Raw genomic sequence first — 15,347 nt, 5'->3', positions numbered from 1 at the left:
CCGCGGTGTGGCGATCAGACCCACGCCCCCCGGTCCTTGAGGACGTCCCGCAGCGTCTCGATGTGATCGGAAACTATGCCATCGACCCCGAGGTCGAGAAGTCGCCGCATCTCCTTCTGGTCGTTCACCGTCCACACGTGCACTTGCAGCCCGCGCGCGTGGGCGGCCCGTACGAAGCGGTGGTCGACCACCGGCACCCGCCCGTGCCGCACCGGCACCTGGGCACAGACCGCCGAGCGGCGCAGCGCGCCCGGAATCCCGTACGAGCGAAGGCGCAGGCCCAGCACGCCCTTGGTGCCGTACGACGTCGCGAGGCGGGGGCCCGCGAGCGCCTGCGCGCGGGCGACGCGCGCCTCCGAGAAGGAGCCGACGCACACGCGGTCCCACGCGCGCGTGCGGCGCAGCAGATCGAGGAGGGGGACGAGTGCGGGCTCCGCCTTGACGTCCACGTTCCAGCGCACGTCCGGGAAGGACTCCAGCAGGTCCTCGAAGAGCGGCACCGGTTCGCTGCCCGCCACGCGCGCGTGGCGCACCGCGGACCACGGGAGGTCGGCGATCCGGCCGGCGCCGTCCGTGACCCGGTCCAGCGTGGAGTCGTGGAAGGCGACCAGGCGCCCGTCGGACGTCGCGTGCACGTCGGTCTCGATGTAGCGGTAGCCGAGGTCCACGGCGCGGCGGAACGCGGCGACGGTGTTCTCCAGGCCGTCCGCCGCCCCGCCCCGGTGGGCGAGGGCGAGGGGGCCGGGGTGGTCGAGGTAGGGGTGGCGTACGAGCGGGGTCACCGTCGCAGTATGGCCCGCCGCGGCGAGCCGTCGGCGACCGCGGTGGAACCGGCGGGCGACGCGGGGACGGCGAAGAAGCGCAGGAAGAACTGCGCCAGCGGGCCGATCGCCAAGGCGTACAGGACCGTGCCCACGCCGATCGTGCCGCCGAGGGCGAAGCCGGTGACCACGACGGCGACCTCGACGACCGTGCGCATGAGGCGGATCGAGCGGCCGGTGCGCTGGTGCAGCCCGGTCATCAGCCCGTCGCGCGGGCCGGGACCGAACTTCGCCGCGATGTACAGGCCGGTCGCGGCCCCGTTGAGCACGATTCCGGCGATCATCAGCGGGATGCGCACCCCGTAGGAGTGCGCGTCCGGGACTACGGCGAGCGTGCCGTCGATCGCGAGGCCCACCACGAAGACGTTCGAGACGGTGCCGAGGCCGGGGCGCTGGCGCAGCGGGATCCACAGGAGCAGCACGATCGCGCCCGCGATGATCGACACGACGCCGATGGAGATGCCCGTCAGCTCGGCGAGCCCCTGGTGCAGCACGCCCCAGGGCTCCAGACCGAGCCCCGCTTCCACGAGGAGCGCCGAACTCGCGCCGTACAGCGCGAGACCTGCGTAGAGCTGTACGAGCCGGCGGGGGAGCCGGCCGCCGGGCGGCGGAGCGGTCGGTGACGCGGACAAGATGAGCCCCTCTGTGGTGGTAGTGGCCTGACCCGTGACACTCTGTGGCGTGGAATCGGATGCCAACCATGGCCAATTCGAGGAAGGTGGACTGGCTCGCATGGCCCAGTGGACTTCGGCGATCGGCTCGACCCAGCTCGCCCGGCTGCTCACCTCGCAGCAGCCCCGCCCCGCGGGCCCCGGCACCCGCCGCCCGCCCGCCTACCGCGCCCTCGCCGACGGCATCCGGCTGCTTGTCCTGGAGGGCCGCGTCCCGGTGGCCACGCGGCTTCCCGCCGAGCGTGAACTCGCCCAGGCCCTCTCGGTGAGCCGCACCACGGTCGCGGCCGCCTACGAGGCGCTGCGCGGCGAGGGCTTCCTGGAGTCCCGCAGGGGAGCGGGCAGCTGGACCGCCGTACCGGCCGGGAATCCGCTCCCCGCGCGCGGCCTCGAACCCCTGCCGCCCGAGGCGCTCGGCTCGATGATCGACCTCGGCACGGCGGCCCTGCCCGCGCCCGAACCGTGGCTGACCCGCGCCGTCCAGGGCGCCCTGGAAGAGCTGCCTCCGTACGCCCACACCCACGGCGACTACCCGGCGGGTCTGCCCGCCCTGCGCACGATGATCGCCGAGCGGTACACGGCGCACGGCATCCCGACCATGCCCGAGCAGATCATGGTCACGACCGGCGCGATGGGCGCCATCGACGCGATCTGCCACCTCTTCGCGGGCCGCGGCGAGCGCGTGGCCGTGGAGTCGCCCTCGTACGCGAACATCCTTCAGCTGATGCGCGAGGCGGGCCTCAGGCTCGTGCCCGTCGCCATGGCCGACGGCCTCAAGGGATGGGACCTCGACCGCTGGCGGCAGGTGCTGCGGGAGGCGGCGCCCCGGCTCGCCTATGTGGTCGCCGATTTCCACAATCCGACGGGCGCGCTCGCCGACGAGGAGCAGCGCCGCTCGCTGGTCGACTCAGCGCGCGCGGCGGGAACCGTGCTGGTGGTCGACGAGACCATGACCGAGCTGCGCTTCGACGGGGAGGGCGAGGACGGCGCGGACGGTGGGGGCGGGGCGATGCCCCGCCGGGTCTGTGCGTTCGATCCCGCGGGCTCCACGGTGATCACCGTCGGCTCGGCCAGCAAGGCGTTCTGGGCAGGCATGCGCATCGGCTGGGTGCGGGCCGCTCCCGACGTCATCCGCAGCCTGGTCGCCGCGCGCGCGTACGCGGACCTCGGTACCCCGGTCCTGGAGCAGTTGGCGGTGAACTGGCTGCTGAACACCGGGGGGTGGGAGGAGGCCGTCGCGCTGCGGCGCGGGCAGGCGCGCGAGAACCGGGACGCGTTGGTGGCCGCCGTGCGGCGGGAGCTGCCCGACTGGGAGTTCGACGTGCCGAGCGGGGGCCTCACCCTGTGGGTGAAGGCCGGTGGCCTGTCCGGCTCGCGCCTCGCGGAGCTGGGCGAGCGGGTCGGGGTGCGCGTGCCCTCCGGGCCCCGCTTCGGCGTCGACGGGGCCTTCGAGGGATACGTACGGCTGCCGTTCACGGTGGGCGGCGCCGTGGCCGACGAGGCGGCGCTGCGGCTCGCGGCGGCGGCCCGCCTCGTCCGGGACGGTCAGGGCACGGGCGGGGACGTGCCGCGCACCCTGATCGCGTAACCGGTCGCCCTCAGCGCTCGGCCAGCGCCTCGGCCTCGTCCGGCACCGCTTCGACAGGCGTCTGCACGGTCGCCGCATCGGCCGGCGTGCTGCGCTCCGGGAGCAGCGCGGCGACCGCCTGGCGGTGGGCCTCGCTCGTCGCGTCGTCGTACGGGTCCGGGGTGGCGGGGACCTGGAGGCGGTGGATCGGCCCGGTGCCCAGGCGGGCGTAGCCGCGGCCTGCCGGGATGTCGGCGGTGGGCGTCGTCTGCGGCACGGCGCCGAGGACGTCCCGCAGCTCCTCCGGAGCGGCCGGACCGAGCACCACGCGCGCGCGGGTGTGCTGGCGGACCGGCTCGATCAGGGCGTCGAGGCTGTCGAACTGCTCGGCCACGACGACCGTCACACCGGCCGCGCGACCGTGCCGGAGTGGCACCTGGAGCAGCGTCTGCGGGTCCTTGCGGCCGTCCGCGGCCGCCAGGTGGCCGAGAGCGCTGGGCCGGTCGAGCAGGATCCACAGCGGGCGCTTGATGTCGTCCGGGGTGGGGTGCCCGGCCTGACGCGCCCGGTTCGCGGCGATCAGCCGCCGCTCCGTCTCGTGCGCCGCCCATTCGAGGCTGGTCAGCGCGCCGGCGAGCCCGCACTCCACGGCGAGCACCCCGGAGCGGCCGACCAGGCACGCGTAGTCGCCCGTGCCGCTGCCCTCGATGATCAGCACGTCGCCGTGGCGCAGGGCCTGCAGCGCGACGGAGCGCAGCAGGGACGTCGTGCCGCTGCCCGGCTGCCCCGCGATCAGCAGGTGCGGCTCGGTGGAGCGGACGCCGGTGCGCCACACGACGGGCGGCACGTCCCGCTCCTCCTCGCCCGCCATGACCGGCAGCGTGCGCTGGACGCCGGTCCCGTCGGTGAAGCCGAGCACGGTCTCACCGGGCGAGGTGACGAAGGGCTGGGCGGCGATGTCCGTGGGCAGCGGGTCGAGCACGGTCACCGTGAGGTGATTGCCCTCCTCGTCCCACGCGAAGTGGTACTCGCGGCTCCGGCCGAGCTTGGCGTGCAGCAGTTGCTCGATCCGGGCCCGCGACTCCGCCTCCCCGTCCGTGAAGTACGCGGGATAGCGGATGTCGATCCGGTCGACCCGGCCGTCGCCGTCGAAGTCGAACGTCTCGAAGGCCTTCTCCCAGTCGCCCCCGTGCGCGTACAGCGGGCTCGGGTCGTCGGCGACGGAGAAGTACGGTACAAGCGCCTCGTAGAGCGACGAGAGGCGCTGTACCTGCGAATCGTCGGGGCCGGTCTGCTCCGGCGGCTTCGGATCGCGCCCCTTCCATGCGGCCGCCGCCATCAGGGTGATGAGCGCCAGCAGCGGACCGTACGGAATGAACACCACGACGAGGACCACGGCGGCCACCAGGAAGAGCAGCGGTCCGCGCTTCTCCTTGGGGGTGTCCGCCCACTTGTGCCGTCCGGCACTCGCCAGGCGGCGCAGTCCACGGGTGATCGTGATGAGGGGGTGGAGAACGTCGGTGGCGCTGTCGGCGGCCGTCCGTGCCATGTCCCGGCTCCGGGCGATCGAGGCGCTGCCATTGCTCAGAATGCGGGGGAGAGGGCGCCTGGCCACTACGGTCTCCTGAAGGTGTGTGCGGGTGGATGGGCCGTCAGAACTTGATCCCGCCGAGCAGGCTGGCGAGGCTCTGGCCGCCCGCCTTGATGCTCGGGGCGATGGCCGTGCCCGCCAAGTAGAAGCCGAAGAGGGCGCAGACCAGTGCGTGCGAGGCCTTCAGGCCGTCCTTGCGGAAGAACAAGAAGACGATGATGCCGAGCAGCACGACGCCCGAGATGGACAGGATCATGAGGGTTTCTCCTGGTTGGTGGGGACAGTCACCATGAGTTCTTCCAGGCTCACAGCATGTATCTATACGACAAAAGGTGCAAATGGGTGGAAATTCTCAGCTTTCACCCAATCGGCGAACTGCTGGAGAGCCCTCGAGCGTGCTGCCGGACGGTCGTCCGCACTCGTCGTGATCTTTGCCTCGGCGGGGTCGGGTCATGTCCCTGGCCGGGCAGTACGCTGTCGATTCACTCGTACGGCTGCACAGCCGTACCGGCACGTATGAGAAAGGCGGTCCGCCCGATGAGCGAAGCCCCCGACCCGGAGGTCGTGGAGCTGGCCACCAAGATCTTCGACCTCGCGCGACGCGGCGAGACGGAGGCTCTCGTGGGCTACGTGGACGCCGGGGTGCCGGCGAACCTCACGAACGACCGGGGCGACACGCTCGTCATGCTCGCCGCCTACCACGGGCACGCCGAGGCGGTGCGCGCCCTCCTGGAGCGCGGCGCCGACGCCAACCGCGCCAACGACAAGGGCCAGACCCCGCTCGCGGGCGCGGTCTTCAAGGGCGCGGACGACGTGATCAGGGCGCTGCTCGACGGAGGCGCCGATCCGGCCGCGGGGACCCCGTCGGCCGTCGACACGGCCCGGATGTTCGGCAAGGCGGAGCTCGTAGATCTCTTCGGTGCGTCCTGACGCACCGGCTCTGAGCAGGCAGAACGGGGGTGCGGGAAATGTGGTCGCGGTGGGCTGAGCCGCTGGGTCATGATGACGGCGTGATTTACGGACGCGATGCCGGGGCAGGTGGTGCCCACGTGCAGAGCGGGCCGTGAACGGCCCGGTTCCGGGCCTTGGACGAGAGGCAGAGAAATGGGTAGCAGCAAGCAAGAGACGGCGGGCGCTCCGACGTGTTGTCGCGTGGCCAGGTAGGTGAGCATTCCCGGTTGCGTCGACGCTTGATGTGAGGCTGTTTCCCATGTTCGAACCGGTCATAGCGCCCAGCGGTACGCTGCTCGGCCTGCTGCAGCGAGGCCGTGGCGACGGCACGCTGCACGCCCTGACGGCGCCGCGTGACGAGGCGCTCGCGGCTCTCAATCACTGTGTGCTGAGCGACCCCCGCCACGACTGGCAGGTGGAGAACCGCTCGCTCTACTACGCCCGCCTCTACTTCGATCTCCACGGTGAGCTCACGGAGATCGAGCGGCACCTCTTCGACCCCGAAGACCTCCTCGACACCGAGGAGTCCCGTACGGGACTCGCCCTCGCGGTCCTCGGCCACCTCGCCTCCTACGGCAGGCGGGACGCCCTGGAGCTGCTGCGCAGGTACGCCGCGTTCGGCGGCAATTGGGCCTGGGCGCTCGACGAGCTGGCCCTGCGCGACGACGACGCGGGCCTGAGCGCGCTCGCCGAGCCGGTCCTCGCCCGCTTCCCGGCCGAGGACGAGGCCGAGCTTGCCGCCGTCGTGCGCGACGCCTTCGAGCCCCGACCCTGGCGACTGTGGGCCGACGACCCGCGCCCGCACGTGGGACCACGCGTGCGTGCCGCGCAGGAAGCCGGTTCCTTCGACCGCTGGCAGCGGCAGATGCGACCGTCGGGGCCGCGCCCCGAATGGAGCGTGCAGGCCGTCTTCGACTGGGCGCAGGAGGGCTTCGAGCGGGGCGCCGTCCTGTACGTGCCCGCCGCCCGCTGCCTGACCGCGGTGGCCGGCCCCGAGGACCGCGCCGTGATCGTGCGGGCCGCACAGGAGGGGCACGACGGGGCGCGCTGCACCGCGCTGCGCTACCTCGCCGACACCCACGACCCGGCCGTACTGGATCTCATCGAGGCAGCCGTGGAGGCGCCGTCCCGCGCGGTCGTGGACGCCGCGCTCGACGCCTTCGAGCGGATGTGCGGCGTCGCCGTCGTGGAGCGCGCCCGACAGTGGGCGCCCCGGCCCGACGCGCTCGGCGCCGCCGCGGGCCGCATGCTCGCCTGCAGGGGCGGCGCGCAGGACGGCGAACTCGTCCTCGCCTCCCTGCGGGAGGCGGTACGGGGCGACGGCTCCGACGCCCCCACCCTCTGGCCGCTCGTCGACGGGGCGGGCCGGCTCGGCATCGTCTGCGCCGCCCCCGTGCTGCGGCACATCTACCGCGAGACGGCGTCCTCGCACCTGCGCGGGCGTGCTGCCCGCGCCCTCGCCGCCACCGACCCCTCCTTCGGCGCCGGATTCGCCGTCGAGTGCCTCTGGGACTGCGAGGAATCCACGCGTGAGGTCGCCGCGCGGCACGCCGAGACCGGTGACGCCCGCGTCGTCGAGCGGCTGCGTCGCCTCGCCGCCGACCCGGCCGAGGAGGACGAGGTGCAGACCGCGGTCCGCAGCCGGATCGGGCCCGACGCGACGACGTTGTGACGCGCTGATGTGCGGAGTCGTGACGCACCGATCTCCGGCGTTGTGACGCACTGATTTCCGGTGTTGTGACGCACTGTTTTCCGGGAGGTGGCCCCGCGGTGAGGGGCCGCCTCCCCGTCGTTCACCTGCGGTTTTCGGCGGTGGTCAACGCTCACGGACCGTTCCTCGCCAGGAAAGATCCACGTTGACGTGGGCACGTCCGGCGCGGCGACAAAACCCGTATGCGTGTCGTCATCGTGTCCGAGTCCTTCCCTCCCGACATCAACGGTGTGGCGCACTGCGCCCTGCAGACCGCGCGGCACCTCGCCGCCCGCGGCCACGAACCCCTCGTCGTCGCCCCCGCCACCCCCACGGGCCCCGAGACGGACGTGGCGGCGCCCTGCCCCGTCGTCCGTGTGCCGTCCCTGCCGCTGCCCGGCTATCCGCAGGTCCGCGTCGCGCTGCCGGGGCGCCGCCTCGCGCAGACCGTGGCCGCGCACCGGGCCGAACTCGTCCATCTGGCCAGCCCGTTCGTGCTCGGGATGCGCGGCATGGCGGCCGCCACCCGGCTGCGCGTGCCCGCCGTGGCCGTCTACCAGACCGACCTGGCGGGCTATGCGCGTACGTACGTGGGGGCGGGTGAGGGCGCCGCCTGGCGGCGGATCCGCACCGTGCACGCCGCGGCGGACCGCACACTCGCGCCCTCCACCGCCGCACAGGGCGACCTGGAGGCGCACGGGGTGCCGCGGGTGCGACTGTGGCCCCGTGGTGTCGACGCCCTGCGGTTCAGGCCCGAGCGGCGCTGTGAGCTGCTCCGTGCCGAGCTGGCGCCGCGCGGCGAACTGCTCGTCGGGTACGTGGGCAGGCTCGCGCCCGAGAAGCAGGTGGAGCTGCTCGCGCGGGTGTGCGGACTCGACGGCGTACGGGTCGTCGTGGTGGGCGACGGGCCGAGCGAGGCTTCCCTGCGGGGCGCGCTGCCCGGCGCGGTCTTCCTGGGGCGGCGCACCGGCGACGAACTCGCCCGGATCTTCGCCTCCTTGGACGTGTTCGCGCACACAGGGCCCTACGAAACGTTCTGCCAGACCGTGCAGGAGGCCATGGCGAGCGGCGTGCCGGTGATCGCCCCGGCGGCCGGCGGACCGCTCGACCTCGTCGCCCACGGCACGACCGGACTGCTCGTGCCGCCCGGTGATGCGGACGCGGTGCGCGACGCGGTGTGGGCGCTCGCCGGTGATCCGGGGCTGCGCGCCGCGTACGGGAGCGCCGGCCGTGCCGCCGTGGCCGGGCGCAGTTGGGAGGCCGTGGGCGACCTCCTGGTCGAGCACTACGAAGAAGTGCTGCACGCGCGCGCCGCGGGGACGGTGGCGGCATGAGCGGGCGGCTGCGGATCGTACGGCTCGCGAACTTCGTCGCTCCCGCCTCCGGTGGACTGCGCACCGCGCTGCGTGAGTTGGGCGCCGGGTACCTGGCGGCCGGGCACGAGCCGGTGCTGATCGTTCCGGGGGAGCGGATCTCGGACACGGACACCCCTCAGGGGCGCGTCATCACGCTGCCGGGGGCGCCGCTCCCGGCGAGTGGCGGCTATCGCGTCCTGACCGACCGGCAACGCCTGGCGCGGCTCCTGTCCGACCTGCGCCCCGACCGGCTCGAGGTGTCGGACCGGACGACCCTGCGCTGGACCGGCGAATGGGCGCGCCGCGCGCGGGTGCCCGCCGTGATGGTGTCCCACGAGACCGCACACGGAGTGCTGCGCACCTGGGGCCTGCCCGAGCGCGCGGCACGGCGGGCCGCCGACGTGCTCAACTCCCGTACGGCGCACGCCTACGCGCGCGTGGTGTGCACCACGGAGTGGGCCGAACGCGAGTTCGTACGGATCGGGGCGCGCAACGTGGTGCGGGCGCCGCTCGGCGTCGACCTGGCGCGGTGCCTGCCCGGGGCGCGGAGCGAGGCCGTGCGTGGCCGGTACGCGCGCGTGGGCGAGGTGCTGCTCTTCATGTGCACGCGACTCTCCGTGGAGAAGCGGCCGGGCATCGGACTCGACACGGTGGCACGGCTGCGCCGGTCGGGCGTGCCCGCCCGACTCGTCGTGGCGGGGGACGGGCCACTGCGGGCGCGGCTCGAACAACGCGCGCGGGCGCGACGGTTGCCGGTCACCTTCCTCGGACACGTCGGCGACCCGGCCGCGCTCGCCGCCCTGCAGGCCACGGCCGACGTGTGCCTGGCGCCCGGGCCCGCCGAGACGTTCGGGCTCGCCGCCCTCGAAGCGCTGGCCTGCGGCACACCGGTCGTCGTCAGCGCGTCCTCGGCGCTGCCCGAGGTGGTCGGCGGGGCCGGGGCGGTGGCCGATGACACCGGCGCGGCGTTCGCGGCCGCCGTCCGGGACGTCCTCGGGCGGCCCGAGCGGCGACGCAGGACGACCGCACGCGCGCGTGCGGAGTGCTTCGGCTGGGACGTGGCTGTCGCCGCCTTCCTGGCGGCGCACGACGCTCCTGCGCGGGTACCGCTTCGGGGCGCGGCATGAAGGCGCTCCGGTTCGCCGCGCTCGGGGACTCGCTCACCGAAGGGATCGGCGACCCGGTCGACGGCGCGTGGCGCGGCTGGGCCGCACTCCTCGCCGACGGCCTGGCGCCCGCCGAAGTGCCCGTGGAATTCCGCAACTTCGCGGCCAGCGGGGCGCAGACCTCCGACGTGCTCCTGCGGCAGCTGCCACGCGCGCTGGAGTTCGCCCCCGACGTCGCCTCCGTCGTGGTCGGTGTCAACGACACCCTGCGCGCCACCTTCGACATCAACGCCGTGGCCGCCCGCCTCGACGCCGTGTACGGGGCGCTCGCCGGGCGGGGCACCGTCCTGCTCACCGCGTGCCTGCCCGACCCCGGCGCCCTGTTGGGCCTGCCGGGGGTCCTGGCGCGCCCTCTCGCGCGTCGCCAGCGTGCGGTCAATTCGGTCGTCCACGCCCTGTCCGAACCCCACGGGGCCGTCCACCTGCACGCCGCCGACGCCGACTGGGTGGCCGACCGTGCCCTGTGGAGCGCGGACCGGCTGCACCCCTGCGAGCGGGGGCACCGCCGGTTCGCGGCCCGCTTCCACGCCGTGCTCGCCGAGGCGGGCCGGGCGACCGGCCCGGCGCCGGACGTCGAGCCCGAACGGCCCGCGCCGACCCGCGCCGCGAGCCTGTTGTGGCTGGCCACGGCGGGCACCGGATGGGTCGCCCGCCGCTGCGCCGACCTGGTGCCCCAGCTCCTGGCGCTCGCCGCGGACGAGGTGCGGCACGGGATGCGGGGCACCAGCGCGCGACTCGACGTGCGGGCGTCGGCCGGGGCCGCCGCGGCGCTGGCCTCGGTCCGGGGTCTGGAGGTGCCGCAGTGGCATTGCGATCATGTGGCGGGAGCCGCGGCAGCGGCTCCGGGGACGAGCCGGCCGTGCGAGGTCTGCCTCTGACCGGGAGGCCCCGCACCGCCCACGCACGACAGGAGTTGACCCATGGCTCTCGACATCGCCGCCATCCGCGCACAGGTGCCCGCTCTGAAGTCCGGCACGGCCCGCTTCGACGCACCGGGCGGCACCCAGACCCCGCAACCCGTCATCGACGCCGTCGCCGCGGCCCTCACCGGGCCACTGGCGAACCGGGGTCAGACCACGGAGGGCGAGCGCAACGCCGACGGGATCGTCGTCGAGGCGCGCGCTGCGCTCGCCGACCTGCTCGGCACCACGCCGGGGACCGTCGTGTTCGGGCGCAGCGCCACGCAGCTCGTCTACGACCTGTCCCGCATGCTCGCCAAGACCTGGAGGCCGGGCGACGAGGTGGTCGTCACCCGGCTCGACCACGACTCCAACATCCGCCCGTGGGTCCAGGCAGCCGAGGCGGCGGGCGCCACCGTCCGGTGGGCCGACTTCGACCCGGAGACGGGCGAGCTGCGGCCCGAACACCTCCAGGCGGTGCTGTCGGAGCGCACCCGGCTCGTGGCCGTCACCGCCGCCTCCAACCTGATCGGCACCCGGCCCGACCTGCCGGCCCTGGCCGCACTCACCCACGAAGTGGGCGGGCTCTTCCACGTCGACGCGGTGCACTACGCCTCGCACGTCGCGGTCGACCTGGCGGCGCTCGGCGCGGACACCCTGGTCTGCTCGCCGTACAAGTTCCTCGGCCCGCACCTGGGCGTCCTCACCGGCCGCGCTGAACTGCTCGAATCGCTGCGGCCCGACAAGCTGCTGCCGTCCAGCGACGCCGTGCCCGAACGCTTCGAACTCGGCACCCTGCCCTACGAATTGCTGGCCGGCGCGCGGGCGGCCGTGGACTTCCTCGCGGACCTGCGCGTGGGTGGGCAAGGCAGCCGCAGGGAACGCCTCGTCGCCTCCTTCGCGGCCCTGGAGGAGCACGAGGACGCGCTGCGGCAGCGCATGGAGCAGGGGCTCGCAAGCCTCGGCGGCACCACGCTCTACGCGCGCGCGAAGCGGCGCACCCCGACCCTGCTGTTCACCGTCGAGGGCCGTGGTCCGGCCGAGATCTCCCGGCACCTGGCCGAGCACGGCATCGACGCCCCCGCCGGTTCCTTCTACGCCCTGGAGGCCTCGCGGCGGCTCGGGCTCGGGGACGCGGGCGGTGTCCGTGTGGGCCTCGCCCCCTACAGCAGCGCGGAGGACGTGGAGCGGCTGCTCACGGCTCTGGAGGCGGTCGTGTCCTGAGGTGATCGTGTCCTGAGACAGGTGTGTCCCCGGGCGTTCGCGGGGCGTCGTTGAACGATCCATCGATACGACGTTGTCTCGTTTGCGGAACTGCGCTTGAATTCGGCCGTGGCCATGGACGAACTCAACGCCCTCGCGGACGACCGCGCACTGCTGGGACGCACCAGCACCGCGGAGCGCGTCGCGGACATCCTGCGCAACCGGATCGCGGAAGGCTACTTCCCCTCCGGCACCCGGCTGTCGGAGGACAGCATCGGAGGCGCCCTCGGGGTGTCGCGCAACACACTCCGGGAGTCGTTCCGGCTGCTCACCCACGAGCGGCTGCTCGAACACCGGCTGAACCGCGGGGTCTTCGTGCGGGTCCTGAGCGTCGACGACGTCGAGGACATCTACCGGACGCGTCGCATGGTCGAGTGCGCCGTCGTACGGTCCCTCGGAGACCCGCCGTACGCCCTCGACCGCGTCGCCGAAGCCGTCGCCGACGGGCACCGGGCCGCCGAGCGGCGCGAGTGGAAGGCCGTCTCGACCGCCAACATCCACTTCCATCGGGAACTCGTCGCCCTGGCCCGCAGCGAGCGCACCGACGAACTGATGCGCAGTGTCCTCGCCGAACTGCGACTGGCCTTCCACGTCGTGGACGACCCGCGGCGCCTCCACGAGCCGTACCTGGCGCGCAATCTGCAACTCGTGGAGATGCTGCGCGAGGGCCGCAGGGACACGGCTGAGACACTTCTCGGCGAGTACCTCGACGACTCCCGCGACGGGCTCGTCAAGGCCTACCGGCAGCGGATGCCGCAGGACGGATAGCGGTCTTCGGCGGCCCGCCGCGGGCGGGCCCGGAAGCCGTCGCATCTGCGCCGTTTCGACCGTTGTCAGACCCAGCGCCTACTCTGTGCTCCGTGACTTCGCCTGCCAGCACGGAATCCGTTCCGCCCCAGCTCAGCGCGGGGCCGCGCCCCGCACCGGGCCCGGCCGCCGACGAGGGGCTCGCGCGCCGCCTTCGCGCGCTCGCGTGCACCGCGCCGCTGCACGACCTGGACGTGCGCAAGGCCAATCTCGCGGGCGAGTACTCCACGTACGGGATGGCGGAGGTGGCGCTGTCCGCCATCGATCTCGTCACACTGAACATGGACTTCGACACCGGCGCCGACCACGAGCAGATAGTGGCCAGGCTCGTGCCCCGCATCGCCGCCCAGGCTCCGCAGCGCCCCACCGGTGAGCACGAGCGGGTGGCCCGCTGGGTCCTGGAGAACCTGATCAACGTCGGCAGCGTCGACCGCGGCTTCCGCGCCGTGTACGGCACGTTCGCGCCGGATGGCTCCTATGTACGGCGCGACTACGACTTCAAGCTGATCGAGGAGGTCCCCGGCTACGGCGGCAGCGTCTACCTCCGCACGACCGACGAGGCGGTCAACGTACTGGTCGGCGCGCTCGACACGGACGTCACCAGCGCGCAGATCGCCGCCGAGGTCAAGCTGGAGGTGCTGATCAGCCGCGGCCGTCTCGCGGACGCGCAGCTCGCCGCCGAGCAGGCCAGGTACAGGACCGTGCAGTACTCGGAGACGCTCCGCAAGGCGCTGGACGCGACGCGGCGCAATGTCCGCGCCGTCGACTGGCTGCAGGCCGTGCCGGACATGATCGCCGAGGCGCTCGACCACGTGGCGGACCGCTACCGGCACGAGAACGCGATCCTGACGAACATCCGCAAGGCCCGTGACGAGTCGGAGGACCCGGAGCAGAAGCGCCGCGCCGCCGAGCTCGTCGACATCGTCAAGGACTGCATCCGCCGCCACACGCAGCTGCAGTCCCGCCTCCTGGAGGCCGGGCCGCTGTTCCGCGCCGAGCAGGACCGGCAGGCCTTCACGACGCCCTCCGCGCGCGCGGGACTCGACCTGTACGGGCAGCTCCTCGCACCGCTGCTGCCGCTGCCGGTGGAGAGCGCGAGCCGGGCGACCGACGCGTTCTTCGCGCGCGGCACCGGACTGCGTACGCCCGTGTCCGTACGCGTCGGGGACCTGGTCGACATACTGCTCACGCCACCCATGGAGCGCGAGCACCTCGGCGCGGAGATGCCCGAGCCGGACCTCATCGCCACACCGGACGACAGCCGGTTCAGCGAGGAGCAGCTCGCGGGCGCCATGGAGCTGCTCGACCTGCCGGCGGACGCGCCGCGGCGGCTGTCCGGACTGCTCGCCGACGCCCGCAGGCGCGATGCCGAACTGCCCTATCTGGTGGCCCTGCTGGCGGTCCACGCCGCGAGCCCACCCGTCGGCACCGCCTACCGCCAGGGCGAGGAGAAACTGCTGTTCGCCGTGGACGACGGCACCGAGCTCGACGACCCGGAGTTCGGCGGCGCCGACCTCATCGTGGGCACGGCCCTGCTCGACGCGGTCGGGATGGCCACCGACCGGACGGAGGCCGCCTGATGCCGCCCCGCGTCCCCGTCGCACACGCAGCACCCATGAACTTCTCCGCAGCACCCATGAAGGAGCACCACCCGTGACCGAGTACGCCGAAGAGCACGCCGAATGGGGCGAGCCCGACGCCTCGGGCTCGGCCAGGACCCCGGCGCCCGTCACCCCGGCCGACGCCGCCGACGCCGCCCGCCTCGTCTCCTTCGGCCTCCAGCCGAAGCTGCAGCCCTCCCGTGACCAGGAGTACGGCGAGCTGCTGCGCCGCTACCGCGAGGACCCGCCGTTCGCGCGGCTCGCCGACGCCGTCGCCACCGGGCTCGGGCTTGTCGTCCTTGAGGTGTCCCCGCGCGCGGGCATGGCCGTGACCGCCGCCGAGGACTCCGTGTTCGCGGTCCGGATGGGCGACTACGCGCGCAAGGCCGCCGCCGACTCCACCGACCGCTTCCTGCACGGCCTCGCCCATCTCGCGGTCGCCGCGCTCGCCTTCCCGCGCCCCGAGGACCTCGCCGACGACGGCTACATCGGCCGTGTGAGTGTCAACGGCGTGGACGCCTTCGTGCGGCAGGCCTGCCGCAAGCTGGAGGAGCGCGCCGAGGAGACCGGCGAGAACACCGACCCGGCGACCGAGACCCCCGGTCTCGAAGCCGCCTGGCGGATCTGGGCCCGGCGCAGCTCCACGGGAGCCACCAAGGACACGCGCCGCCTCGCCAGTTCGACGACCGGCATCGTCGGCAAGGCCGTCGCGTTCCTCACCGACTCCGGCTTCCTGCAGAGAACCGGCGACGACTCGGGCGGCACCTACCGCACCACCGCGCGCTACCAGCTGCAGGTGCGCGACATGGCCGGCCAGGCCGCCATGGCCGAGCTTCTCGACCTCGGAGTCGTGCCCGTCACCGACGGGTCCGCGAGCCTGGTGCCGCCGATGGACGAGGACGCCGCCGCGCTCGCCGCCGACGCGGGCCTGCCGTTCCACTCCTGACCTTCTGAACTTCCGTTCC

General features: G+C 73.5%; 14 protein-coding genes. 10 read left to right on the top strand and 4 right to left on the bottom strand.

The window, feature by feature from the left end:
- Window positions 1-14: 14 nt before the first annotated feature.
- Together ACY34M_RS20880 and yczE are read right to left on the bottom strand one after the other, a co-directional pair.
- On the bottom strand, window positions 15-782 hold the full coding sequence (locus tag ACY34M_RS20880) for a glycerophosphodiester phosphodiesterase (RefSeq protein ID WP_462719679.1): 768 nt from the start codon (window positions 780-782) through the stop codon (window positions 15-17).
- Complete coding sequence (yczE, locus tag ACY34M_RS20875) at window positions 779-1,453, bottom strand: membrane protein YczE (protein ID WP_462719680.1); 675 nt, start codon at window positions 1,451-1,453, stop codon at window positions 779-781. The genes ACY34M_RS20880 and yczE overlap by 4 nt, the downstream gene beginning before the upstream one ends.
- A gap of 100 nt (window positions 1,454-1,553) precedes the next feature.
- Here yczE and ACY34M_RS20870 point away from each other — a divergent pair, with 100 nt between their 5' ends.
- A complete protein-coding gene (locus ACY34M_RS20870; protein ID WP_462719681.1) occupies window positions 1,554-3,080 on the top strand; it encodes an SCO1417 family PLP biosynthesis transcription factor in 1,527 nt (508 codons plus the stop codon).
- Window positions 3,081-3,090: 10 nt separating this feature from the next.
- On the opposite strand, the gene ACY34M_RS20865 is transcribed toward ACY34M_RS20870, so the two are convergent.
- Complete coding sequence (locus ACY34M_RS20865) at window positions 3,091-4,674, bottom strand: hypothetical protein (protein WP_462719682.1); 1,584 nt, start codon at window positions 4,672-4,674, stop codon at window positions 3,091-3,093.
- 37 nt (window positions 4,675-4,711) lie between these two features.
- A complete protein-coding gene (locus ACY34M_RS20860; protein WP_266598445.1) occupies window positions 4,712-4,906 on the bottom strand; it encodes a hypothetical protein in 195 nt (64 codons plus the stop codon).
- 281 nt (window positions 4,907-5,187) lie between these two features.
- Between ACY34M_RS20860 and ACY34M_RS20855 the strand changes: the two genes are divergently transcribed.
- The 9 genes from ACY34M_RS20855 to ACY34M_RS20815 all read left to right on the top strand — a co-directional run bounded on the left by ACY34M_RS20855 (window position 5,188) and on the right by ACY34M_RS20815 (window position 15,328).
- A complete protein-coding gene (locus ACY34M_RS20855) occupies window positions 5,188-5,580 on the top strand; it encodes an ankyrin repeat domain-containing protein (RefSeq protein WP_462719683.1) in 393 nt (130 codons plus the stop codon).
- Window positions 5,581-5,860: 280 nt separating this feature from the next.
- A complete protein-coding gene (locus tag ACY34M_RS20850) occupies window positions 5,861-7,273 on the top strand; it encodes a HEAT repeat domain-containing protein (protein ID WP_462719684.1) in 1,413 nt (470 codons plus the stop codon).
- Window positions 7,274-7,494: 221 nt separating this feature from the next.
- Window positions 7,495-8,625, top strand: coding sequence for a glycosyltransferase family 4 protein (locus ACY34M_RS20845; protein ID WP_462719685.1), 1,131 nt, complete (start codon window positions 7,495-7,497; stop codon window positions 8,623-8,625).
- Entirely contained in the window at window positions 8,622-9,773 is a 1,152-nt protein-coding gene (locus tag ACY34M_RS20840; RefSeq protein WP_462719686.1) for a glycosyltransferase, read from the top strand. The genes ACY34M_RS20845 and ACY34M_RS20840 overlap by 4 nt, the downstream gene beginning before the upstream one ends.
- Complete coding sequence (locus ACY34M_RS20835) at window positions 9,770-10,690, top strand: SGNH/GDSL hydrolase family protein (protein WP_462719687.1); 921 nt, start codon at window positions 9,770-9,772, stop codon at window positions 10,688-10,690. The genes ACY34M_RS20840 and ACY34M_RS20835 overlap by 4 nt, the downstream gene beginning before the upstream one ends.
- Window positions 10,691-10,732: 42 nt before the next feature.
- Window positions 10,733-11,935, top strand: coding sequence for a cysteine desulfurase-like protein (locus ACY34M_RS20830; RefSeq protein WP_462719688.1), 1,203 nt, complete (start codon window positions 10,733-10,735; stop codon window positions 11,933-11,935).
- A gap of 114 nt (window positions 11,936-12,049) precedes the next feature.
- Window positions 12,050-12,742 carry a GntR family transcriptional regulator gene (locus ACY34M_RS20825; RefSeq protein WP_462719722.1) on the top strand — a complete coding sequence of 231 codons (693 nt, stop codon included), beginning with the start codon at window positions 12,050-12,052 and terminating at the stop codon, window positions 12,740-12,742.
- 92 nt (window positions 12,743-12,834) lie between these two features.
- Window positions 12,835-14,361: a hypothetical protein gene (locus ACY34M_RS20820; RefSeq protein ID WP_462719689.1), complete on the top strand. Its 1,527-nt coding sequence runs from the start codon at window positions 12,835-12,837 to the stop codon at window positions 14,359-14,361.
- Between the two features lie 73 nt (window positions 14,362-14,434).
- Entirely contained in the window at window positions 14,435-15,328 is an 894-nt protein-coding gene (locus tag ACY34M_RS20815; RefSeq protein WP_462719690.1) for a hypothetical protein, read from the top strand.
- Window positions 15,329-15,347 lie beyond the last annotated feature (19 nt).

Source organism: Streptomyces sp. EDA2-14 (assembly GCF_054963755.1).
Note: the sequence above shows the minus strand (reverse complement) of the source record. Positions and strands in the feature narration are given on the sequence as shown.